The organism is Bradyrhizobium sp. SZCCHNR1002, assembly GCF_032381435.1.
GTDB lineage: Bacteria > Pseudomonadota > Alphaproteobacteria > Rhizobiales > Xanthobacteraceae > Bradyrhizobium > Bradyrhizobium aeschynomenes.
Window position 1 is genome coordinate 393,747 of record NZ_JAUHIS010000002.1, and the last position, 21,528, is coordinate 415,274.

19 protein-coding genes and 1 pseudogene are annotated in these 21,528 nt (G+C 65.3%); 13 read left to right on the plus strand and 7 right to left on the minus strand.

The features are described from left to right. Positions 1-522: 522 nt before the first annotated feature. Genes QX108_RS14280 through QX108_RS14290 form a run of 3 tightly spaced genes read right to left on the minus strand, consistent with a single transcriptional unit; the run spans position 523 to position 2,638 of the window. Positions 523-771, minus strand: a complete 249-nt coding sequence (locus tag QX108_RS14280; RefSeq protein WP_006614234.1) for a DUF3297 family protein — start codon at positions 769-771, stop codon at positions 523-525. Then, a complete protein-coding gene (locus QX108_RS14285; protein ID WP_315799457.1) occupies positions 768-1,244 on the minus strand; it encodes a glutathione peroxidase in 477 nt (158 codons plus the stop codon). The genes QX108_RS14280 and QX108_RS14285 overlap by 4 nt, the downstream gene beginning before the upstream one ends. Beyond that, the gene (locus QX108_RS14290) at positions 1,244-2,638 is read right to left on the minus strand and encodes an amidase family protein (RefSeq protein ID WP_315799458.1); all 1,395 of its coding nucleotides are present in this window, start codon (positions 2,636-2,638) and stop codon (positions 1,244-1,246) included. Before QX108_RS14290 ends, QX108_RS14285 begins: the two co-directional genes overlap by 1 nt. 362 nt (positions 2,639-3,000) lie before the next feature. On the opposite strand from QX108_RS14290, the gene QX108_RS14295 reads away from it, so the two are divergent. Further along, entirely contained in the window at positions 3,001-4,104 is a 1,104-nt protein-coding gene (locus QX108_RS14295) for a lactonase family protein (protein ID WP_315799459.1), read from the plus strand. Positions 4,105-4,320: 216 nt separating this feature from the next. After that, on the plus strand, positions 4,321-4,755 hold the full coding sequence (locus QX108_RS14300; RefSeq protein ID WP_315725513.1) for a group III truncated hemoglobin: 435 nt from the start codon (positions 4,321-4,323) through the stop codon (positions 4,753-4,755). 93 nt (positions 4,756-4,848) lie between these two features. On the opposite strand, the gene QX108_RS14305 is transcribed toward QX108_RS14300, so the two are convergent. Beyond that, positions 4,849-5,106, minus strand: a complete 258-nt coding sequence (locus tag QX108_RS14305) for a DUF6894 family protein (RefSeq protein WP_315725511.1) — start codon at positions 5,104-5,106, stop codon at positions 4,849-4,851. A 303-nt stretch (positions 5,107-5,409) separates the two neighbouring features. On the opposite strand from QX108_RS14305, the gene pqqA reads away from it, so the two are divergent. The 10 genes from pqqA (at position 5,410) to QX108_RS14355 (ending at position 16,373) form a co-directional block, all read left to right on the plus strand. Continuing rightward, positions 5,410-5,490 carry a pyrroloquinoline quinone precursor peptide PqqA gene (gene pqqA / locus QX108_RS14310; protein WP_012029362.1) on the plus strand — a complete coding sequence of 27 codons (81 nt, stop codon included), beginning with the start codon at positions 5,410-5,412 and terminating at the stop codon, positions 5,488-5,490. A 217-nt stretch (positions 5,491-5,707) separates the two neighbouring features. Further along, positions 5,708-6,637 (plus strand): pyrroloquinoline quinone biosynthesis protein PqqB, encoded by a 930-nt coding sequence (gene pqqB / locus QX108_RS14315; RefSeq protein ID WP_315799460.1) that lies wholly within the window; start codon positions 5,708-5,710, stop codon positions 6,635-6,637. Positions 6,638-6,657: 20 nt separating this feature from the next. After that, positions 6,658-7,413: a pyrroloquinoline-quinone synthase PqqC gene (gene pqqC / locus QX108_RS14320; protein WP_409998522.1), complete on the plus strand. Its 756-nt coding sequence runs from the start codon at positions 6,658-6,660 to the stop codon at positions 7,411-7,413. Between the two features lie 245 nt (positions 7,414-7,658). Then, a complete protein-coding gene (pqqD, locus tag QX108_RS14325; protein WP_315799462.1) occupies positions 7,659-7,967 on the plus strand; it encodes a pyrroloquinoline quinone biosynthesis peptide chaperone PqqD in 309 nt (102 codons plus the stop codon). After that, positions 7,964-9,157 carry a pyrroloquinoline quinone biosynthesis protein PqqE gene (pqqE, locus tag QX108_RS14330; protein WP_315799463.1) on the plus strand — a complete coding sequence of 398 codons (1,194 nt, stop codon included), beginning with the start codon at positions 7,964-7,966 and terminating at the stop codon, positions 9,155-9,157. The genes pqqD and pqqE overlap by 4 nt, the downstream gene beginning before the upstream one ends. Then, positions 9,150-10,139: a prolyl aminopeptidase gene (gene pip, locus QX108_RS14335; protein WP_315799464.1), complete on the plus strand. Its 990-nt coding sequence runs from the start codon at positions 9,150-9,152 to the stop codon at positions 10,137-10,139. Before pqqE ends, pip begins: the two co-directional genes overlap by 8 nt. Before the next feature lie 151 nt (positions 10,140-10,290). Next, positions 10,291-10,959: a DUF4286 family protein gene (locus tag QX108_RS14340; RefSeq protein ID WP_315799465.1), complete on the plus strand. Its 669-nt coding sequence runs from the start codon at positions 10,291-10,293 to the stop codon at positions 10,957-10,959. 614 nt (positions 10,960-11,573) lie between these two features. Further along, positions 11,574-13,373, plus strand: a complete 1,800-nt coding sequence (locus tag QX108_RS14345) for an FAD-dependent oxidoreductase (protein ID WP_315799466.1) — start codon at positions 11,574-11,576, stop codon at positions 13,371-13,373. Further along, the gene (locus QX108_RS14350; protein ID WP_315799467.1) at positions 13,343-15,193 is read left to right on the plus strand and encodes a 2-oxoacid:acceptor oxidoreductase subunit alpha; all 1,851 of its coding nucleotides are present in this window, start codon (positions 13,343-13,345) and stop codon (positions 15,191-15,193) included. The genes QX108_RS14345 and QX108_RS14350 overlap by 31 nt, the downstream gene beginning before the upstream one ends. Before the next feature lie 124 nt (positions 15,194-15,317). Then, a complete protein-coding gene (locus QX108_RS14355) occupies positions 15,318-16,373 on the plus strand; it encodes a 2-oxoacid:ferredoxin oxidoreductase subunit beta (protein ID WP_315725492.1) in 1,056 nt (351 codons plus the stop codon). A 280-nt stretch (positions 16,374-16,653) separates the two neighbouring features. Here QX108_RS14355 and QX108_RS14360 read toward each other — a convergent pair whose 3' ends face one another. Continuing rightward, on the minus strand, positions 16,654-17,925 hold the full coding sequence (locus tag QX108_RS14360; protein ID WP_315799468.1) for a TMEM143 family protein: 1,272 nt from the start codon (positions 17,923-17,925) through the stop codon (positions 16,654-16,656). Between the two features lie 147 nt (positions 17,926-18,072). On the opposite strand from QX108_RS14360, the pseudogene QX108_RS14365 reads away from it, so the two are divergent. Further along, positions 18,073-18,482: pseudogene (locus QX108_RS14365) on the plus strand (VOC family protein). Between the two features lie 25 nt (positions 18,483-18,507). On the opposite strand, the gene QX108_RS14370 reads toward QX108_RS14365, so the two are convergent. Beyond that, on the minus strand, positions 18,508-20,046 hold the full coding sequence (locus QX108_RS14370) for a SpoVR family protein (RefSeq protein WP_315799469.1): 1,539 nt from the start codon (positions 20,044-20,046) through the stop codon (positions 18,508-18,510). Further along, on the minus strand, positions 20,043-21,320 hold the full coding sequence (locus QX108_RS14375) for a YeaH/YhbH family protein (protein WP_315725485.1): 1,278 nt from the start codon (positions 21,318-21,320) through the stop codon (positions 20,043-20,045). The genes QX108_RS14370 and QX108_RS14375 overlap by 4 nt, the downstream gene beginning before the upstream one ends. Between the last annotated feature and the right edge of the window lie 208 nt (positions 21,321-21,528).

Sequence of the window (21,528 nt, forward strand, 5' to 3'; positions counted from 1 at the left end):
CCGCCGGCAGACGGGCACAGGGGGCCGGTCGCGCAAACGCTGCTCGCGTTGCGCGTCCCGGGCCGACGCCGGCGTGGCGGATAGGGGTGAGTGTACCGGAACGTGAGCGACGTTCAAGAAATATTTTGAGCGACGCTCAAATATTTTTGAGGTCAAGGCTCAGTCCCCGCTCCCGCGCATCGGTTCCTGTCCGTAGGCCCGACGCCCGCACGTCCCCCTCAGTGTCATTCCCCGCGCAGGCGGGGAATCCAGTACGCCGCGGCCTCTCGATCAATTACTGCCGCCTCTGGGATACTGGATCGTCCGCCTGCGCGGACGATGACAGCGGAGTGTGAGGGGGGCGCCGTCCGCGCCACGAGCGTCATGGCCGGGCTCGTCCCGGCCATCCACGTCGTGCCTCGTCGAAAAACGTGGATGCCCGGGTCAAGCCCGGGCATGACGAGGTCTGGGTTGGCGATTTGCCTGATCGCAGAGGCCAGAGACCGGCTGATAGGGCTATGAGCAGGGCAGCGTCCCCGCCGCTCAATCCTTGAAATACGGCTCCACCGGGCCATGCACCTTGATCGTCAGCGGGTTGCCGTGGCGGTCCTTGGCGGTGCCGGCGGCGACGCGGATCCAGCCTTCGCTGATGCAGTATTCCTCGACATTGGTCTTCTCGGCGCCCTTGAAGCGGATGCCGACGTCGCGCGACAGAATCTCCGCGTTGTAATAGGGGCTCTTCGGATCGACCGAGAGGCGGTCGGGGAAGGTGAAGGTCTCGTTGTCGCTCACAGCAGTGCCTCGATCTCTTTCTTCAACGCCTCGGGCGTGGTGGTCGGCGCATGGCGCGACACCACGTGGCCGGTGCGATCGACCAGGAATTTGGTGAAATTCCATTTGATCGCCGAGCCCAACAGGCCCGTCTTCTCGCCCTTCAGGAACCGGTACAGCGGGTGCGCGTCGGCGCCGTTGACGTCGATCTTCGCAAACAGCGGGAAGGTGACGTCGTACTTGCCGGCACAGAACGCGCCGATCTCCTCGGCCGTGCCGGGCTCCTGGGCGCCGAACTGGTTACAGGGAAAACCGAGCACGGCAAAGCCCCTGTCGGCGTAGGCGCGGTGCAGCGCTTCCAGGCCGCGGTATTGCGGCGTGAAACCGCAGGCGCTGGCGGTGTTGACGATCAGCACCACCTGGCCTTCGAACCGCTTCAACGGCACTTCCTCGCCCTTCAGCGAGGTCGCGGTGAAATCGTAGATGCCAGCCATCAGCCCAGCACCGGATCGATCGGCGACGGAGGCGTGCCGCCGGCCTCGATCGCCTCGCCCGCGGCAAGGCACATGTCCTCGCGAAAGCGCTGGCCGACGAGCTGCACGCCGACGGGAACGCGGCCGACCATGCCGGTCGAGACCACGAGACCCGGCAGGCCGAAGAACGGAATCGCGATCTGCGTCAGCTGGGCGTGCCAGACCTGCTTGAAGGATTCCTCGTCCTTGCGGTCGAGCTGGTCGGCGAACGGCAGCATGCCGGAGACCGGCAGCAGCAGCAGCGGATGCTGCTCCATGAACAGGAGCCATTGCCGGGTCAGCGCGGCGCGCCGTGCGAGCGTCGCCGACAGATCGAACGGGTGCACCTTGTCACGGTTGCCGCGCAGGCAGGCGAGCGCGCCGGGGTCGCCTTCCTTCTCGGCGGCGGCGAGTTGCGCCTCGTAGCCGTCGCCGAGCCAGAGCCGGGTCTGCAGCAGCGCGGCCTCCTGCATCGGCGGCGTGTCCACGATCTCCTCGACGGTCCAGCCGGCGGCTTCGAGGCGCCTCGCGGCATCGCGCAGCGCGGCGACGACTTCCGGCACCGGGTTGAGGCCGTCGGGATTGACGCAAAGCGTGACGCGCTTCGGCAGCGGCGGTCCCTCGAGCGGCACCGGCATCCACCAGACATCGCGGACGTCGCGCGCCGACATCGCCGCCAGCGCGATCCTGACGTCGTTGATCGTGCGGGCGAGCGGGCCGGAGACGGCGCTGATCTGCGGGCCGATCGGGCGCTCCGGCAGGCAGGTGTTGAACGCGGGGATGCGGCCGACCGTCGGGCGCAGGCCGTGGATGCCGCAGGCATAGGCGGGATAGCGCACCGAGCCGGCGATGTCGGTGCCGTGGCCGATATGGCCGATGCCGGCGGCGGTCGCCGAGCCGGCGCCGCCGGAGGAGCCGCCCGGCGTAATGCCGGGGTCGCGCGGGTTCTTGGTGTGGCCGTGGATGAGGTTGCTGGTGAACCAGCGATAGGACACCGCAGGCGTATTGGTGCGGCCGAGCAGCACGGCGCCGGCCTTGACGAAATTGTTGACCACCGGATTGTGCGCGGACGCGATCGCGTCCTTCTGCAGGTTGAGGCCGTTGGTGGTGGCGTAGCCGGTCTGATCGACATTGACCTTGATCGTCACCGGCACGCCGGCGAGCGGCCCGGGATCCTCGCCGCGCGCCAGCCGGGCGTCGATGGCGTCGGCCTGCTGCAGCACGTCCTCGGGGCGGTGGTCGATCACGGCGTTGATCGCGGGGTTCACCGCATCGAGCCGCGTCAGCGCCGATGTCGCGGCATCACGCGCGGACACCTGTTTCGACTTGATGAGGGCGGCAAGGTCGGCAGCCGGCAGGCGCCAGAGATCGGTCATGAGGGGCTCCGTGATGGTCCCGCGTTCTTAGCGCGGCGGACAGAACGGAGAAAGCGGTCTGGGCGCGGCCCTCCTGATAGGCCTATGCAACAAAGTGCATGGGTGTTGTTGCTCCCCGCCCTCTCTTCCTGGTCATGGCCGGGCTTGTCCCGGCCATCCACGTCGTTCGGCGCCCGTGGATGGACGTGGATGCCCGGGTCAAGCCCGGGCATGACGGAGAAACAAGCTGAGCGCGCGGAATGCGGTGCAAGGTGCCCCGCGATCAATACCCGTCCTGCATCGATCGATCCGGAAACAGGCTTGGTCAAGCCTGACAAACGACTTTAAGACCTCAACCAACAACATCACAAAGGGGGAAACACATGATCAGATCGGGCACCATCATGGCCGCAACATTCGTCCTCGCCGCCGCGGCCACGCTTGCGCCGCGCGCGGTCTCTGCCGAGACCTACGCCTATGTCGGCAATGCCGACAGCAACGACATCAGCGTGTTCAAGTTCGATGCCGCGACCGGCGAGATGACCCTGGTGCAGACGGCGGCGTTCGCAGGCGTCGAGAAGCCGGGCTCGTCGACCCCGCTCGCGATCAGCCCGGACAGACGCGTGCTGGTCGCCGGCGTCCGCTCGCAGCCTTTCCAGGCGGAGAGCTTCGCGATCGACGGCAAGACGGGCCAGCTCACCCACATCGGCAACGGACCGCTGGCCGACAGCATGGCCAACATCGCCTTCGACCGCACCGGCAAGGTGCTGTTCAGCGCCTCCTATGGCGGCAACAAGGTGGCGGTGAATCCGCTGCAGGCGAATGGCGTGGTCGGAGCACCGAGCCAGGTGATCCCGACCGGGCTGAACGCCCACGCCGTGCTTCCCTCGCCCGACAACCGCTTCGTGTTCGCGACCAATCTCGGCTCCGACCAGGTGCTCGGCTTCGCCTTCGATGCGGCAACGGGCACGCTGACGGCCAAGGACGCGCTGACGGTGAAGACGCCGGAGAAGTCCGGTCCTCGCCACTTCATCTTCCACCCGAACGGCAAGTTCATCTACCTTCTGCACGAGCTCAACGCCGATCTCGCCGTCTATGCCTATGACGCGGACAACGGCACGTGGAGCGAGCAGCAGCGCATCACCACCCTGCCGCCGGGCTTCACCGGCAAGCCCTGGGCGGCCGATCTTCATGCAACACCGGATGGCAAGTTCCTGTACGCCTCGGAGCGCGGCTCGAACACGCTGGCCGGCTTCAAGGTCGATCCGGCAAGTGGGAAGCTGACTCTGATCGGCAGCGTGCCGACCGAGACCCAGCCGCGCGGCTTCGCCATCGACCCCACGGGGCACACTCTCGCCGCCGTCGGCGAGGTGTCGAACGGCATGACGGTGTATCGGATCGATGCCACGAGCGGCGCGCTGGAGAAGGTGAAGTCCTACGCCGTCGGCAAGAAGCCGAACTGGGTGGAATTCGTCAGCCTGCCGTGAGCGGCGGGCTGCAACACCGCTGTTGCGGCCATCCTTCGAGACGCCCGCCGCCGGCGGGCTCCTCAGGATGAGGGGCTGAGGGTGCGGCAGGAATTCTTCCGCGTTGTGATGCCTCCCCTCATGGTGAGGAGCCCGCCGGAGGCGGGCGTCTCGAACCATGAGGCCCGGATGGCTCCAGCGTTTCCATCCGCGCTGCGAGTGCCTATATCCAACGCCATGACCATGCCTGCCGCCCAGCCCGACCGCCATCCCCTCGCGGTCCAACATCCGGAACTCGACGACGCCGCGATCCGACTCATGGTCGAGACCTTCTACGGCCGTGCGCGCGAGGACGAACTGATCGGCCCGATCTTCAACCGCACGGTCGAGGATTGGGACGAGCATATCGGCAAGATCAGCGATTTCTGGTCGTCGATGTTCCTGAAGACCGGCCGCTACAGCGGCGCACCGATGCGGCCGCATCTGTTGCTGGACCTGCAGGGCGCGCATTTCGACCGCTGGCTGGGATTGTTCGAGGCGACGGCCAAGGACCTGTTCGCGCCGGAGCTCGCGGAGCTCTTCATCATCCGGGCGCGGCGCATCGCCGACAGCTTCGAGATGGGGATCGCGAGCACGCGCGGCGATCTCGTGCGTCCCCGGCATTCGGTCTGAGCCCGACGGGCCATCAACCGTCGCGGCGGCCCAGCCCCGCCCGTTCGATCCGCGGCAACGCCGACCGAGCAACCGCGCCGCGCCTACGCGCGCTCAGTGGCGCGTCATCGATTGCGCGGGCATGCTGAAGATCGCCTCGGAGAACGGAAACTCCAGCACGATCTCGCCATCCTCGTCGGTGACCTCGATGACCGCCGTCATCAACGCTGCGTTGCCACCTTCGGTGCGCAGCAATTCCTTGATCATGTCGCGCGCCACTTCCCAGGCGCGATCGGGGTTGCGCAGCACTTCGCCGTCGGTGTCGGAGACCAGTTCCTCGCCGATCCGTGTGTTGAAGAAATATCTAGGCATCGTCAGCTTCCAATGGGGTCACACGCTGGGATTTTGAAGTCTCGAACGTCTCACAACTGCTTTATCCAGCCCATTCCACCCAAGGCTAATGGCGGAACAGGACGGCGTTGCGAAGCCATCGATCACGAATTCGTTGTTTTCGCGGCTCAATCCGGCGAAAACGACAGCAATTCGCGCTTGCGACTTTGCACTGCAATAAGCAGGCCTGAGAGGCTCAAACAAAAAGATTCCACTGGCGAACTTTTCGTAGCACGGTAGTTTAATGCTGAGGACGATAACCGTCCCGTCTTGAAGGAGAGGACAATGGCCTGGAAAGCACCGAAGATCGTTGAAGTGCCGGTCGGCATGGAAATCAACATGTATGCCTGCGCCGCTCGCAAATAATTCGCGGGTGTGACGTCCCGGTCTCGCCGATCAGGACGTCGACGCTTGAGGGTGGGGATCAGCGATCGCGTGTGTGCCGGCCCATGCGCAGGACGCTTGCGCAGATCCGATGTCCCACCCTCGTCACCTTCCTCGACCTGCCAGTCGTCCTGACGGCCGGTCGTGCTGCCGCTGGTAATCGCGTGCGTCACCACAGCTGAATTCCAGGAGACGGCTCATGCTTCGCCTCGTCGTCCTGGGCGCCGCCGCGGGCGGCGGAGTCCCGCAATGGAATTGCGGCTGCGCCGTGTGCCGCGCCGCGCGCACCGGCCATCCCGAGATCCGCAATAGCCAGGCCTCGGTCGCGGTCAGCGCCGACGGCGCCAACTGGTTCCTGATCAACGCCTCGCCCGATTTGCGCCAGCAGGTGACCAACACGCCGCAGCTGCATCCGAAGCCGGGCGCGCTGCGCCACAGCCCGATCGCCGGCGTGATCCTGACCAATGGCGAGATCGATGCGGTCACGGGGCTGCTGTCGATGCGCGAGAGCTCGCCTTTTTCGATCCATGCGCACCCCAAGGTGCTTGCGATCCTCCGCTCCAACAACATCTTCGACGTGCTGAAGGAGGAGAACGTCAAGCGCGTGCCGATCGTGATCGACGTTCCATTCCGCCCCTTGCTGCAGGATGGCGCGCCGTCGGGACTGGAGATCACCGCCTTCGCGGTATCCGGCACCAGCGCCTGGTATCTGCGCGACAAGCAGCATCCCGGCGGCAGCTCCTCGACGGGCGACACGCTCGGCCTGAGGATCGAGGACGTCGACAGCGGACAATATGCCTACGTCATCGCCGCCTGTGCCGACGTCGACTTTGACTTGAAAACGAGATTGAAAGGCGCGCCGCTGGTGCTGTTCGACGGCACGGTGTGGCGCGACGACGAGATGATCCAGGCCGGACTCGGCAACAAGACCGGGCAGAGCATGGGGCATATCGCGATGTCCGGAGAGAGCGGCGCGATCAAGCAGCTGGCGGACCTCGGGATCGGCAGGAAGATCTTCCTGCACATCAACAACTCCAATCCGGCGTGGCTGCACGCCTCACCCGAGCGGCAAACGTTGGAACGCGAGGGATGGGAAATCCCCGCTGAAGGGATGGAGATCGTACTGTGAGTGAGGTCAATCTGAGCGGAATGACGGCGCTGTCGATCGGCAGCGGCGTGACGCTGAACAATGCGAGCGAGCTGGAAGCGGCGCTGCGCCACATTGGGGCGACGCGCTATCACAATCATCATCCGTTCCATAAGCTGCTGCACGGCGGCAAGCTGAACAAAGGCCAGGTGCAGGCCTGGGCGCTGAACCGCTACTACTACCAGTCGACCATCCCGCTGAAGGACGCGATGGTGATGACCCGCTTCCGCGACCGCGCCACGCGGCTGGAATGGCGGCACCGCATCGAGGATCATGATGGCGACGTCGGCAGCGAAGGCGGCATCGAGCGCTGGCTGAAGCTGACCGAGGGCCTCGGCCTCGATACTTCCTATGTGGAATCCACCGAGGGCATCCTGCCGGCGACGCGCTTCGCGGTGGAGGCCTATGTGCATTTCTGCCGCGACCGCTCGCCGCTGGAGGCAATCGCCTCGTCGCTGACCGAGCTGTTCGCCCCGAGCATTCACGAGGAACGCATCTCGGGCATGCTGGAGCACTACAATTTCGTCAACAACGACACCATGAGCTACTTCAAGCGCCGCCTCACCCAGGCGCCGCGCGACGCCAACTTCGCCCTGCATTACGTCAAGGAGCACGCCACGACGCCGGAGCAGCGCGCCGCGGTGTGCAATGCGCTGATCTTCAAGACCAACGTGCTGTGGGTGCAGCTCGACGCGCTGTATCACGCGTATGTCGAGGGCCACATCCCGCCCGGCGCGTTCGTGCCGAAGGAGGGGTGAGCGTGGTTGCCGCGGCTCTCTCAACAGCACCGGTGCCACCCTCCCCTGGAGGGGGAGGGTCGGCTCGCGCGAAGCGCGAGGCGGGGTGGGGTGAAGCCGCCAGCCGCGGTGCGCGTGGAGAAATCACCCCACCCCGTTGCGCATCGCGCGCGATGCGCAACGACCCTCCCCCTCCAGGGGAGGGTGGGCACTTCCGATGCCGCAGCATCGGATCAAACGCACCTGCTATCGTGTAGAGACCCGCCATGGCCCCGCGTCACATCCAGGTCAACGAAACCAGCCGCGTGGTGCTGCCGCGGCACACCAAGCTGAAGTATGACGAGACGCGGCAGGTCTGGGTGATCCTCGCCCCCGAGCGGGTGCTAGCGCCGGATGAGATTGCGGTCGAGGTGCTCAAGCTGTGCGACGGCGCGCGCAGCGTCGCTAACATCATCGACGAACTCGCGGCTAAGTACGCCGCGCCGCGCGACGTCATCGCGACCGACGTCGTGGCGATGCTGCAGGATCTCGCCGACAAGGGATTCCTCACCGAGGTTCGGGAGACGACGTCATGACCGATCTCACCGGGACATCACCGCCGGTCGACAGCCATGACGGCCTCGCCGTGCTGGAACGCCGCGGCTCCGTCGCCGAGACCTACGGCATTCCGCTGGCCGTGCTGCTCGAGCTGACCCATCGCTGTCCGCTGCAATGCCCGTATTGCTCGAACCCGCTGGAGCTCGACCGCGCCGGGCAGGAGCTGACGACCGCCGAGTGGAAGAAGGTGCTGTCCGAACTCGCCGAGATCGGCGTGCTGCAAGTGCATTTCTCCGGCGGCGAGCCGACCGCGCGCAAGGACATCGTCGAGCTGGTGCAGCACGCCAATGATGTCGGGCTCTACACCAACCTCATCACCTCGGCGGTGCTGCTGACGCGCGAGCGGCTGAAGGAGCTGGCCGATGCCGGGCTGTGCCACGTTCAGATCAGCTTCCAGGGCAACGAGCCCGTCGTGGCCGACCGCGTCGGCGGCTACAAGGGCGGGCACGCCAAGAAACTCGAAGTCGCGCGCTGGACCCGTGAGCTCGATCTTCCGCTGACGGTCAATGCCGTCATGCACCGGCAGAACCTGCATCAGCTTCCGGACATCATCCAGATGGCGGTCGATCTCGACGCCGACCGGCTCGAGGTCGCGAACGTTCAGTACTATGGCTGGGCGCTGAAGAACCGCGCGAGCCTGATGCCGACCTATCAGCAGCTCGAGGAAACCGACCGCCTGGTCGAGGAGGCGCGCGAGCGGCTGAAGGGCACGCTGACGATCGACTATGTCGTGCCGGACTATTACGCGCTGCGGCCGAAGAAGTGCATGGGCGGCTGGGGCCGCCAGTTCTTCAACATCTCGCCCTCGGGCAAGGTGCTGCCCTGCCATGCCGCCGAGAGCATCACCGGGCTCGACTTCATGTCGGTGCGCTCGAACAACTCGATCGCCTGGATCTGGCAGAACTCCGAGGCCTTCAACCGCTATCGCGGCACCGGCTGGATGAAGGAGCCGTGCAAGTCCTGCGAGTTCCGCGAGATCGATTTCGGCGGCTGCCGCTGCCAGGCGTTCGCGCTGACCGGCGACGCTGGCAATACCGATCCGGCCTGCACCCTGTCGCCGCTGCACGAGAGCATCTTCAAGCAGGCCGAGCGCGATGCGGCCTCCGGCCAGGACCGCTTCCTGTATCGCAACTTCGCCGGCGGCACGCCCGAGAGCAACGATGCCTGACGCCGAAGCCGGCCGCGCCGCCGCGCGCCGCAGCGATCCGTTTGCGCCGCTGACCTCGGAATGGCTCGACGTCTCCGGCGGCCACCAGATCTATGTCGAAAGCAGTGGCCGCGCAGGCGGCATTCCCGCGGTGTATCTCCACGGCGGTCCCGGGTCCGGCTGCCAGCCGGACCACCGCCGCCTGTTCGACCCCGAGCGCTTCCATGCGGTGCTGTTCGACCAGCGCGGCGCCGGCCGCTCGCGCCCCGCGCGCAGCCGCGACAACAACACCCTGCCCGACCTGATCGCCGACATGGAGGCGATCCGCGCCAAGTTCGGCTTCGACAAGTGGATCGTCGCGGGCGGCTCGTGGGGCGCGACATTGGCGCTGGCCTATGCGCAGGCCCATCCGGACCGCGTCACGGGCTTGGTGCTGCGCGCGACCTTTCTCGGCACCCGCGCCGAGGTTGAGATGGCGTTCGGCGAGACCTTGGCTCGCTTCCATCCCACGCTCCACCGCGATTTCCTGGAGATGCTGCCGGAGACCGAGCGCGCCAATCCCTGCGAAGCCTATTTCCGCCGCATCCTCGATCCCGATCCGGCCATCCACGGCCCGGCGGCGCGCGCCTGGCACGACACCGAGCGGGCGCTCTCGGAAATCAAGCCGGCGCGCAGCCATCTCGACCGCCTCGCCATCCGCTCCGGCAGCGCGCTCCCCGCGACGCCGTTCATGGAGGCGCACTATTTTTCTCACGACAGCTTCATGGCGCCGGACCAGTTGCTGCGCGATGCGACAAAACTCGCCGGCATTCCCGGAATCATCGTGCAGGGGCGCTATGACCTGCTCTGTCCGCCCTCAACCTCCGCGCGGCTCGCCGAGGTCTGGCGCGACGCCGAAATCCGTGTCGTCGAAGCCGCAGGTCACAATCTTTATGACCCCGGCATCCGCGATGCGGTCATGAAAGCCATCTGCGATCTGGCGACGCGCGCGATCGCGCCTTAAACACATCACTCATTCCCCTCATGCTGAGGAGGCGCGTCAGCGCCGTCTCGAAGCATGAGGCCCGTGACATTTCGGGCCTCATCCTTCGAGACGGTCGCCTTTGGCGGCCTCCTCAGGATGAGGATCAGCCACACGCTCAGGGAGCCTCGAGATGCCCATCGCCGGCAAAGGCATGCTGTTGACGTCGATGAACATCGACGCCGCTCACGAGGCCGACTTCAACCGCTGGTATGACAGCGAGCATCTCGAGGAGCGCGTCGCGATCCCCGGCTTCATCGAGGCGCGACGCTATGTCGCCGAGCAGGGCAGTCCCAAATATCTCTGCCTGTACTCGACCGAGACCATCGATGTGCTCGACAGCGCGCCCTATCGCGCGCGGCTCGAGGCGCCGACGGAATGGTCCAAGGCTGTCATGGCGCGCTTCAAGAACATGATCCGCAGCGTTGCGCGCATCACGATCTCGAAGGGCGCCGGCCGCGGCGCGGTGCTCGGCATCATCCGGCTGCGACCGAAGCCGGGACAGGATGGCGCGCTGCGCGACGCGCTGCAGATCGAGCTCGATCCGCGCGAGCTGAAGGGCGTGATCTCGATGCATCTGCTGGAAGGCGATGCGGATCTGTCCGGCCCCGCCCCTGGTGTCCCTGCAAGCTCACGCGACGCCGACTGGTTCATCCTGATCGACGGCACCGACAGCCACGCCATCGCGACGCTGATGACGACGCGCTTCGCGGCTGTCGATGGACCGTTGGCGACGCAGATTTCCGCCGGCATCTATCGCCTGATGTGGGATCTCAGCCGCGCTGATATTGCGGCGAACTAAGTTTGGGCCCCTGTCTCTCCACACGTCATGGCCGGGCTTGACCCAGCCATCCACGTCGCACGGCATGCTCGGAGGGACGTGGATGCCCGGGTCACGCCCGGCCATGACGCGTCATTGGAGGAGCGATACCGGAGTCCTTGGCACATTGATCAGGTAACTCCAGCTGTCATCGTCCGCGAAGGCGGACGATCCAGTACGCCGTGACACCTCGGCTTAATATCTTCTGCCGCGGAGTACTGGATGCTCCGCCTCCGCGGAGCATGACAGCCGTGGATACGGCGAAATCTCGACCCGGAACGACCTCTCGCGTCGACAACAACGTGAACAGTTGAATGCCGCCGCATCATCCCGCACCGCACACGTGGCGGCTTCGCGCCTGCAATGCGGCGACGCACCACTGTGCATGGGGAGCAGCATTGCAAATTTGCCTTTGTGTGCGCCTTGGAATGGCTCTAGTCTGATAAGACTATTCAATTGAGCCATTCAAAAAACAGAAGGGCGATGACCAGGGCCTGCTTCGGACCTCAACCGATCCTCTGCTGATCCTGAACAATCAGTCGTCCTCACGTCAGGAAGGCCGCGCGAGACTGGTTCGGCGCGCGGACAGGGTAGGAATGAGAGCGACTGATATCTCGGCGCCCGACTACTTTCACAAAGTGGTCGATTGCCAATGGGCTTGTCCCGCACACACGCCGGTCCCCGAATACATCCGCCTGATCGCCGAGGGTCGCTATAGCGACGCCTACATGATCAATTGGAAGTCGAACGTCTTTCCCGGCATCCTCGGACGGACCTGCGATCGCCCCTGCGAACCCGCCTGCCGACGCGGTCGCGTCGAGGAGAGCCCGGTCGCGATCTGCCGCCTGAAGCGCGTCGCCGCCGACTTCAAGGACGACGTGCAGCAGCGGATGCCGCGCCCTGCCCCGAAAAACGGCCGGCGCATCGCGCTGGTGGGCGGCGGTCCGGCGTCGCTGACGGTGGCGCGTGATCTCGCGCCGCTCGGCTATCACTGCACCGTGTTCGACGCCGATCCCAAGCCCGGCGGCATGATGCGCTCGCAGATTCCCAAGTTTCGTCTGCCGGACAGCGTGATCGACGAAGAGACGGGCTATGTGCTCAGCCTCGGCGTCGACTACAAAGCCGGCCATCGCATCGACAGCCTCAAGACGCTGCTCGCCGACAACTACGACACCGTGTTCATCGGCTCCGGCGCGCCGCGCGGCCGCGAGTTGAACATTCCCGGCCGCAAGGAAGCCGCAGGGAACATCCATCTCGGCATCGATTGGCTGTCGAGCGTGTCGTTCGGCCATACCGACAAGATCGGCAAGCGCGTGATCGTGCTCGGCGGCGGCAACACCGCGATGGACTGCTGCCGCACCGCGCGCCGGCTCGGCGGCGAGGACGTCAAGGTCATCGTCCGCTCCGGCTTCGAGGAGATGAAGGCGTCACCTTGGGAGAAGGAAGACGCGCTGCACGAGGACATTCCGATCCTCAACTACCTCGTTCCGGTGGCCTTCACGCACGACAATGGCAAGCTGACCGGCGTCACCTTCCAGAAGGTGAAGGCCGAGTATGACGACAAGGGCCGGCGCTCGCTGGTGCCGTCGGGCGAACCGGATCAGACGTTCGAATGCGACGACGTGCTGGTTGCCGTCGGCCAGGAGAATGCCTTCCCCTGGATCGAGGCCGATTGCGGCATCGAGTTCGACAAATGGCATATGCCGGTGGTCGATCCGGCCACCTTCGTCTCGACCAATCCCAAGGTGTTCTTCGGCGGTGATGCGGCGTTTGGTCCGAAGAACATCATCTGGGCGGTCGCGCAGGGCCATGAGGCGGCGCTGTCGATCCATCGGTTACTCTCCGGCGAGGACATCACCGAGCGGCCGCTGCCGGAGGTGCATGTCTCGTCGCAGAAGATGGGCATCCACGAATGGAGCTATGACAACGACGTCTCGCCGGAGAAGCGCTTCAAGGTGCCGCATCGCGACAAGGTCGTCGCGCTGAAGGACATCCGCGCCGAGGTCGAGCTCGGCTACGACGTCAAGCTCGCGCTCGGCGAGGCGCATCGCTGCCTGAACTGCGACGTGCAGACGGTGTTTTCCAACACGCTGTGCATCGAATGCGACGCCTGCGCGGACATCTGCCCGATGGACTGCATCACCTTCACCGAGAATGGCGAGGAGGCCGATCTGCGCGCGCGCTTAAGGGCGCCGTCGCTGCATCCCGACCAGGATCTTTACGTGTCATCGGATCTCAAGACCGGGCGCGTGATGGTGAAGGACGAGGATGTCTGCCTCCATTGCGGCCTGTGCGCCGAACGCTGCCCCACCGGTGCGTGGGACATGCAGAAATATTTCATCGAGACGACTCACGCAGGTAACGCATGTCCCAGCAAGCGCCGCTCAGCAGCGTAAACGACTTCGTCGTCCGCTTCGCCAACGTCAACGGCTCCGGTTCGGCCAGCGCCAACGAGCTGTTCGCGCGCGCCGTGCTCCGTCACGGCGTGCCGGTGTCGCCGCGCAACATCTTCCCGTCCAACATCCAGGGCCTGCCGACCTGGTACGAGGTGCGCGTCACCGAGGCAGGCCATCTCGGCGCCCGCGGCGGCGGCACCGATTTGATGGTGGCGATGAACCCGCAGACCTGGGACAAGGACGTCGCCGGGATCGTGCCGGGCGGCTACCTGTTCTACGATTCGACCAAGCCGATGCCGTCGACCAAGTTCCGCGACGACGTCAATGTGATCGGCGTGCCGCTGACAGCGATCACCAACTCGACCTATTCGGATCCGCGCCAGCGCCAGCTGTTCAAGAACATCATCTATCTCGGTGCCCTCTCGGCGCTGCTCGAGATGGATCCGAAGCTGATCGAGCAATTGATCGGCGAGCAGTACAAGGGCAAGGAGAAGCTCCTGTCCTCCAACGTCCACGCGCTGCATCTCGGCCGCGACTGGGCGCTGCAGAATTTGAAATGCCCGATCGGACTGCGCATCAAAAAGGCCGACAAGGTCGGCGACCGCATCTTCCTCGAAGGCAACAATGCCGCCGCGCTCGGCGCCGTCTATGGCGGCGCAACGGTGTGCGCGTGGTACCCGATCACGCCGTCGTCGTCGGTGGCCGAGGCCTTCACCAATCACTGCAAGAAGCTGCGGCATGATCCCGAAACGGGCCAGGCCAAGTACGCCATCGTGCAGGCCGAGGACGAGCTGGCCTCGATCGGCATGGTGGTCGGCGCGTCCTGGAACGGCGCGCGCGCCTTCACCACCACGTCCGGCCCCGGCGTGTCGCTGATGACCGAGTTCATCGGCCTGTCCTACTTCGCCGAGATTCCGGCCGTGATCATGAACGTGCAGCGCGCCGGTCCCTCGACGGGCATGCCGACCCGCACGCAGCAGTGCGATCTCATTGCCTGCGGCTATGCCTCGCACGGCGACACCAAGCACGTCATGCTGTTTCCCGAGGATCCGGCCGAGGCGTTCGAGTTCGCCGCGGCCGCGTTCGATCTCGCCGAGCGGCTGCAGACGACCGTCTTCCTGATGCTCGACCTCGACATCGGCATGAATCAGCGGCTGTGCCGGCCGCTGAAATGGGACGACGCCAGGCAGTATGACCGCGGCAAGGTGATGACCGCCGAGATGCTCGAGGAAGGCCGCGACTTCGGCCGCTACCTCGACGTCGACGGCGACGGCATCCCGTTCCGCACCCTTCCGGGCACGCATCCGACCAAGGGCTCCTATTTCACCCGCGGCACCTCGCGCGATCGCTACGCGCGCTATTCGGAGGAAGGCGCCGTCTACGCCGACAACGTGCAGCGCCTGCTGCGCAAGTTCCAGACGGCCCAGGACATGGTGCCGCGGCCCTTGCAGGCCAATGCGGCCAAGCCGTCCAAGTATGGCGTGATCTATTTCGGCTCGACGGCGCCGGCGATGGACGAGGCGACCGAACTCCTGGAGGCGCGCGGGCACCAGCTCGATCGGCTGCGCATCCGCGCCTTCCCGTTCCATTCGAGCGTGGCGAGCTTCATTGCCGAGCACGACTTCGTCTACGTGGTCGAGCAGAATCGCGACGCGCAGTTGCGGCAGCTGATTGTCACCGAAAACGGCATCGACCCGGTCCGTCTGGTGCCGATCCTGCACTATGACGGCACCCCGATCACCGCCCGCTTCATCGCGGACTCCATCGGCACCCATCAGGACCAGATCAAGGTCACGCCGCTGCGCAAGGCGGTGTCGTGATGGTTTACCCGCATTCTCCTCGCGTCATGCCCGGGCTTGACCCGGGCATCCATCTCCTTCCCGGCTCGACGTGGATGGCCGGGACAAGCCCGGCCATGACGGCCGTGAGCGACACGGTGCTCTCATGACCTACATCGCGAAGCCGAAATTCCAGCATCCGGGCATCAAGAAGAACGAGCTCGGCTATAGCCATCGCGACTACGAAGGCAAGATCTCGACCTTGTGCGCCGGCTGCGGCCACGACTCGATCACGGCGTCGATCATCGAGGCCTGCTTCGAGCTGTCGATCGAGCCGCATCGGGTGGCCAAGATCTCCGGCATCGGCTGCTCGTCGAAGACGCCAGACTATTTTCTCGGCAATTCGCACGGCTTCAACACCGTGCACGGCCGCATGCCCTCGGTGCTGACCGGCGCCAACCTCGCCAACCGCGAGCTGATCTATCTCGGCGTCTCCGGCGACGGCGATTCCGCCTCGATCGGCTTCGGCCAGTTCGCGCATGCGATCCGGCGCGGCGTGAACATGACCTATATCGTTGAGAACAACGGCGTCTATGGCCTGACCAAGGGCCAGTTCTCAGCGACCGCCGACCGCGGCTCGAAGTCGAAGAAGGGCGTCACCAACACGGACAACCCGATCGACCTCGTCGGCATCGCGCTGCAACTGGGCGCGACCTACGTCGCGCGCTCGTTCTCCGGCGACAAGAAGCAGCTGGTGCCGATCATCGAAGGCGCGATCCGGCACAAGGGCGCCGCCTTCATCGACGTGATCAGCCCGTGCATCGCCTTCAACAATCACGCCGGCTCCACCAAGAGTTTTGACTATGTCCGCGAGCACAATGACGCCGTCAACCGGCTCGACGTGCTGACCGGCCGCGACCCGATCGAGATCGACCAGGATCCCGGCACGGTGCAGATCGTCGAGCAGCATGACGGCTCGCGCCTGGCGCTGCGCAAGCTCGACGCCGACTACGATCCGCACGACCGCCTGGGCGCCATGACCTTCCTGCAGAAGCATGCGGCGCAAGGGCAGATCGTGACCGGGCTGCTGTATGTCGATCCCGAGGCGGATGACCTGCACAGCCATCTCAACACGGTGGAGCGGCCGTTGAACCGGCTGGAGGCGGCGGATCTGTGCCCGGGGCAGAGCGTGCTCGACAAGATCAATGCGAGCCTGCGTTAGCAGAGGAGAGCCCTGCTTGGACACATCACGCTTGGCTGCTCACCCCGCGTGAACACAATCCTCGGAGGGCAAGTGCAGCGCCGTCCTCGGTGCGCCCCCTCACGGTGAGGAGCGTCGCCCTTGCGACGCGTCTCGAACCGCGAGGCCCGAGCCGTGGCCTTGCCCTTCGAGACGCCCGCCTGCGGCGGGCTCCTCAGGGTGAGGGTGGAGAGCATTTGCTGGGGCAAGAGAAGCAAGCCGCCGAAGTTCTTCACCAGCAGGCTGCGCATGATGAGCGAGACTACGCCCGCAGCGCATTCGCCCACACGCGGTCGAGCTGCGCGATCGCTTCCGGCAGCGGCAGCGCCGACAGCGACTCGTCATCACCGCTCACGAGCCCGAACTCGCGCAGCCTGATCAACGCCTCATCGATATTGAACGCCCGCCCCAGTCCGAACATCTGCTGCAATAATTCCTCGACATGGCTCCCCAGTGCCGCCCGGCTCAGCGGCACCGACGCCAGCAGCAGGCCGCCATAGGCCAGCACGGCCTCCTTCCAGTCCTGGTCCTCGGCCTCGCCGATCAGGTAATTGAAGATGCCGGAATTGTTGTTGACGTTGCGGAAGTAGATGTTGTCGGTGACCTGCTTCTGATGGATCAGCGACTGGCGGTGGAAATTGCCCCATTGCCGCAGGATGAAGGCGCCGAGCGCGAACAGGCCGGACAGCGCCGCCAGCGCCTGCTCGGTGTCGTTGTCGTGCACGGTGCCGCTGAGACCGAGATAGAAGCCGGCGACGATGAACAGCACCGTGAGCGTCGAGGCCAGCTTGAGCAGGATCGGCACGCCGCCGACCAGCGCCGGCACCCCGAGCGTGAGCTGCTCGCGCAGACCCATGACGACGCGGACGTTCGGCAGCAGCGCTTCGAGATCGAAGCGCGCGATGTGGCGGAAATATTTGAACAGCACCGCCCCGCCGCGGATCTTGTTGCGGCCGCGCCAGGCGGCGGTCTTGCGCTTCTTCTTGGTGGGCTCGTCGGGCCTGGTCGCGACCATCAGGATGATGTCGTCATAGACCTCGATGTCCTGCTTGCGCCGCCGCAGGCCATAGAGCATGGGCACCTCGATGGTCTCTTGATGCGTGCCCCGCCGGAACATGCGGACGGCGCGAAAGTCGGAGACCGGCGCCCTCAGCTTGACCCTGACAAGCGCGTGCTCGGCGAAGGCGCGCTCGATCTCATCACGGCTGATCTCGATGAAATTGGCCTCGCCCAGCACCCGGACGAATTCGTCGGTGAGGTTGCAATAGGCGGTGTCGAGCTCCTGGGCGGAGCGATGGCGGCCGGCGGGGACCTCGGGATCGAAGTCAAAATAGACGTCGCGCAGCCGATCGAGCTCGTCGAAATATTCGTGGTGCAGGATAGCGCCGAGCATGTGCGCCAAATGGCGCAGGTCGGCCGCCTGGGCGTCATCCAGGCCGCCATGCGAAATGACGGCGTCCAGGACGTCGGACTTGCGTATCGGAATGAACCGGTCCCGCCGATCCGTTGCCGCCGTCTCCTTTGCTCCAACCACGCGCCTTATGCCCGAGCCTTGATCATCGTCCGCAACGGCCGGCTGCAACCACCCGGCCCATGGCGGGCACCATAGCGGGCTCGTCAGCCTTGCGCCACTCGACGCGGGATGGAAAAGCTCGCTGGGGCCGGCCGGGAGGGAGAGATCATGACCAATGATGTAGAGACGGCGTCGGCATTTCGCGCCATTCGCGCCATCGACTACACGGTGATCCTCGCCCGCGACTGGGACGTCATGCGGCAGTTCTACCAGGAGGTCCTGGGCTTCCCGCTGCTCCGGGAACTGTCGCAGGGGTGGATCGAATTCCAGGTCGGCTCCAACACGCTCGCGCTCGCTCGGCCGCAGCGGCTGAGATCGGACCAGCCGACCCCGCCGGGAAGCGCGGCGCTTCAGCTCGCCTTCAAGGTCGGACGCGACGACGTCGACCGCTGCGCGGCCGAGTTGACCGCGAAGGGCGTCGCGCTCATGGAGCCGCCGAGGACCTGCCCTTCGGCCATCGGACGCTGTTCTTCAGGGATCCCGACGGCAACCTGCTGGAGATCTTCGCGGAAATCTGACGTCGCTCAGGGCAAGGCGGCCGCGCTACGCGGCCGCCGGTTGTATCCGGGGATTGAGCACGTACTCCTTCAACACCTTGTCGGTGGCGGCGTCGACCTCGACCAGCGACACATCATAGCTCCAGAGATCGGCGAGATGCTGCAGCACGCGCTTGGTGTCGGTCTCGCTGAGCTGCGCGCCCTTCACCACCGTATGCCGCAGCATCAGGCGGCGGTCGCCCGCGAGGTCGACGTCGACCACCTCGATGTTCGGATCGATGTAGCCGACGTCATATTGCTTCGACAGCTCGCGGCGGATGCGGCGATAGCCGCGCTCGTCATGGATGGCGTCGACCAGGATGCCGGCGCGCTCGGCCGGATCGTCATGCAGATGGAACAGCCGAAGCTGCCGGATCAGCGCCGGGCTCAGGAACTGGCTGATGAAGCTTTCGTCGCGATAATTGGCCCAGACGTCACGCAGCACCGCCATCTCGTCGCCGGTGCCGGCGATGTCCGGAAACCACTCGCGATCCTCCTCGGTCGGATCCTTCACGATGCGCTCGATGTCCTGCATGATCGCAAAGCCGAGCGCGTAAGGATTGAAGCCGGAGAAGCGCGGATCGTCGAACTCCGGCTGGAACACGACGTTGGTGTGCGACTGCAGGAATTCCAGGAAATTGCCGTCGGTGAGACGCCCCTCCTGGTGCAGGCGACTCATGATGCGATAGTGCACGTAGGTCGCCGTGCCCTCGTTCATCACCTTTGTCTGGCCCTGGGGATAGAAATACTGCGCGATGTGGCGGACGATGCGCAGCAATTCGCGCTGCCAGGGCGCCAGCCGCGGCGCGCTCTTTTCCAGGAAGTAAAGCAGGTTCTCCTGAGGCAGGCCGAGCAGCGCGCGGCGGCGCTCGACATTCAGCACCGCGCTGGTCTTGGCCGGCCCTGTCGGCACCGTGCGCCAGAGATCGTTGAACTGCTCCTCCTCGTAGAGCCGGCGCTTGCCGGCGCGCTTCTCCTCCTCGCGGAAGTCGAGCTTCTTCTTGCCGGGATAGCGGTCGACGCCGTGCGACATCAGCGCATGCGCGGCATCGAGCGTGTGCTCGACCGCCAGCCGGCCGAACCGATCCTCGCATTGCGCAATGTAGCCGCGGGCAAAGTCGAGATAGTCCAGGATGCCGTCGGCATCGGTCCACTGCTTGAACAGGTAGTTGTTCTTGAAGAAGTGGTTGTGGCCAAACGCCGCGTGCGCGATCACCAGCGTCTGCATCGTCGCCGTGTTCTCCTCCATCAAATAGGAGATGCACGGCGAGGAGTTGATCACGATCTCATAGGCGAGGCCCATCAGCCCCTTGCGATACGAGGCCTCGTGATAGGCGAAATGCTTACCGAACGACCAGTGCTTGTAGAACAGGGGCATGCCGACCGAGGAATACGCGTCGAGCATCTGCTCGGCGGTGATCACCTCGATCTGGTTGGGATAGGTGTCGAGCCCGAGCTCCTTGTGCGCCACGGCCTCGCAGGCATCGTGGATGCGCTGCAAAGTGAGGAAGTTCCAGTCTGCGCCTTCGAACAGAAGCCCACTCATGACGCGGCCCTCTCCTGCGTCGTGCCGCGACGCTGAAACAGATCGTGAAAGACCGGGAAGATCTCGCTGCGGTCGCGCACCTTGCGCATCGACAACGGCTCGCCATTGGCGCGCAGCCGCTCATAGAGCGACCACAGCGCCGAATCGGGCATCTCGAACGAATAGGTTCCGGATTCGCCGACCTCGAGATAGGCGAAGAACTGCGAGACCGGCAGGATGTTGTCGGTCAAGAGCCGCGCGACGTTCTCGGAATCCGAGGTTGCGTTGTCGCCGTCCGAGGCCTGCGCCGCGTAGATGTTCCAGTCCGACGGGCGGAAGCGCGAGCGGACGATGTCGTGCATGCATTGCAGGGCGCTCGACACCAGGGTGCCTCCGGACGCCGGGCCGTAGAAGAAGGTCTGCTCATCGACCTCCTCGGCGCGGTCGGTGTGACGGATGAACACGATCTCGACATGGCGGTAGCGCCGCGTCAGGAAGACGTAGAGCAGCATGTAGAACCGCTTGGCGAGGTCCTTCATGTGCTCGGACATCGAGCCGGAGACGTCCATCAGGCAGAACATCACCGCCTGCGCAATCGGCTTCGGCACCGCCTCGAAGCGGCGGTAGCGAATGTCGATCGGATCGATGAAGGGAATGCGCTTGGCCTTCGCCTTCAACGCTTCGAGCTCGGCCGCGAGCGCGGCCTTCTTCTCCTCGTCGGTCTCCTGCTCCATCTGGGCTTCGAGCTCGGCAATCGCCTCGGGCCGCGGCCGGCGCAGCGCGACGCGGCGGGCGAGCGCGCGGGTCACCGTACGGCTGATCGAAATGTTGGCCGGTGAGCCCGATGTCGAATAGCCCGCGCGCACCAGCCCTTCGCTCTCGGCCTCGGCAAACTTTCGCTTGGCGAGATCGGGCAGCTCGAGATCGTCGAGAAAGAGATTGACGAACTCCTCCTTGCTGAGCACGAAGCGGAACGCATCCTCGCTGTCGCCCTGCCCCGGCCCCGACTTGCGGCCGCTGCCGTCACCGGAGCGCGGCAGGATGTCGCCCTCGACGAACTTCTTGTTGCCCGGCAACACCATGTCGCGGGTGCCGCCCTCGCGGCGAAGGCGCGGCTCGTCCATGCCGTCGAGCGGAATCGAGACCTCGCCGCCCTCCAGCACGTCCTTGATGTCGCGGTCCTGCGAGGTCTTCTTGACCGCTCCCTGAACCAGGGCCTTGGCGCGGCGCAAAAATCGCTGGCGGTTTTCCAGACTTTTGCCGCCCGGATTCAGGCGCCGATCAATGATGTGCATGACCACGTTCCATACGCCTCCTGCTGCAGCGGCTTCGACTCCTGCTCTCCCCCGCCGCGATGCGCAATACGGTGTCGGATCCGGCACCGCATCAGCATCATCCGCCTGCTCGACGCTTCGCCTTGCAGCTCAGCGTCGACCGTTCCGCATCGACCGCAGTCCGGGCGCCGGCGCTCGTCCGATGGCCTGCAGCTCATGCAGTGAACAC

Excerpts from the sequence above, each read along its gene's own strand:
- pqqC (WP_409998522.1), top strand. The coding sequence starts at position 6,658 with ATGACGGCGCTGTCGATCGGCAGCGGCGTGACGCTGAACAATGCGAGC.
- pqqE (WP_315799463.1), top strand. The coding sequence starts at position 7,964 with ATGACCGATCTCACCGGGACATCACCGCCGGTCGACAGCCATGACGGC.
- QX108_RS14345 (WP_315799466.1), top strand. The coding sequence starts at position 11,574 with ATGAGAGCGACTGATATCTCGGCGCCCGACTACTTTCACAAAGTGGTC.
- QX108_RS14350 (WP_315799467.1), top strand. The coding sequence starts at position 13,343 with ATGTCCCAGCAAGCGCCGCTCAGCAGCGTAAACGACTTCGTCGTCCGC.
- QX108_RS14290 (WP_315799458.1), bottom strand. The coding sequence starts at position 2,638 with ATGACCGATCTCTGGCGCCTGCCGGCTGCCGACCTTGCCGCCCTCATC.
- QX108_RS14355 (WP_315725492.1), top strand. The coding sequence starts at position 15,318 with ATGACCTACATCGCGAAGCCGAAATTCCAGCATCCGGGCATCAAGAAG.
- QX108_RS14295 (WP_315799459.1), top strand. The coding sequence starts at position 3,001 with ATGATCAGATCGGGCACCATCATGGCCGCAACATTCGTCCTCGCCGCC.
- QX108_RS14375 (WP_315725485.1), bottom strand. The coding sequence starts at position 21,320 with ATGCACATCATTGATCGGCGCCTGAATCCGGGCGGCAAAAGTCTGGAA.
- pqqD (WP_315799462.1), top strand. The coding sequence starts at position 7,659 with ATGGCCCCGCGTCACATCCAGGTCAACGAAACCAGCCGCGTGGTGCTG.
- QX108_RS14305 (WP_315725511.1), bottom strand. The coding sequence starts at position 5,106 with ATGCCTAGATATTTCTTCAACACACGGATCGGCGAGGAACTGGTCTCC.
- QX108_RS14285 (WP_315799457.1), bottom strand. The coding sequence starts at position 1,244 with ATGGCTGGCATCTACGATTTCACCGCGACCTCGCTGAAGGGCGAGGAA.
- pip (WP_315799464.1), top strand. The coding sequence starts at position 9,150 with ATGCCTGACGCCGAAGCCGGCCGCGCCGCCGCGCGCCGCAGCGATCCG.
- QX108_RS14300 (WP_315725513.1), top strand. The coding sequence starts at position 4,321 with ATGACCATGCCTGCCGCCCAGCCCGACCGCCATCCCCTCGCGGTCCAA.
- QX108_RS14370 (WP_315799469.1), bottom strand. The coding sequence starts at position 20,046 with ATGAGTGGGCTTCTGTTCGAAGGCGCAGACTGGAACTTCCTCACTTTG.
- QX108_RS14340 (WP_315799465.1), top strand. The coding sequence starts at position 10,291 with ATGCCCATCGCCGGCAAAGGCATGCTGTTGACGTCGATGAACATCGAC.
- pqqA (WP_012029362.1), top strand. The coding sequence starts at position 5,410 with ATGGCCTGGAAAGCACCGAAGATCGTTGAAGTGCCGGTCGGCATGGAA.
- pqqB (WP_315799460.1), top strand. The coding sequence starts at position 5,708 with ATGCTTCGCCTCGTCGTCCTGGGCGCCGCCGCGGGCGGCGGAGTCCCG.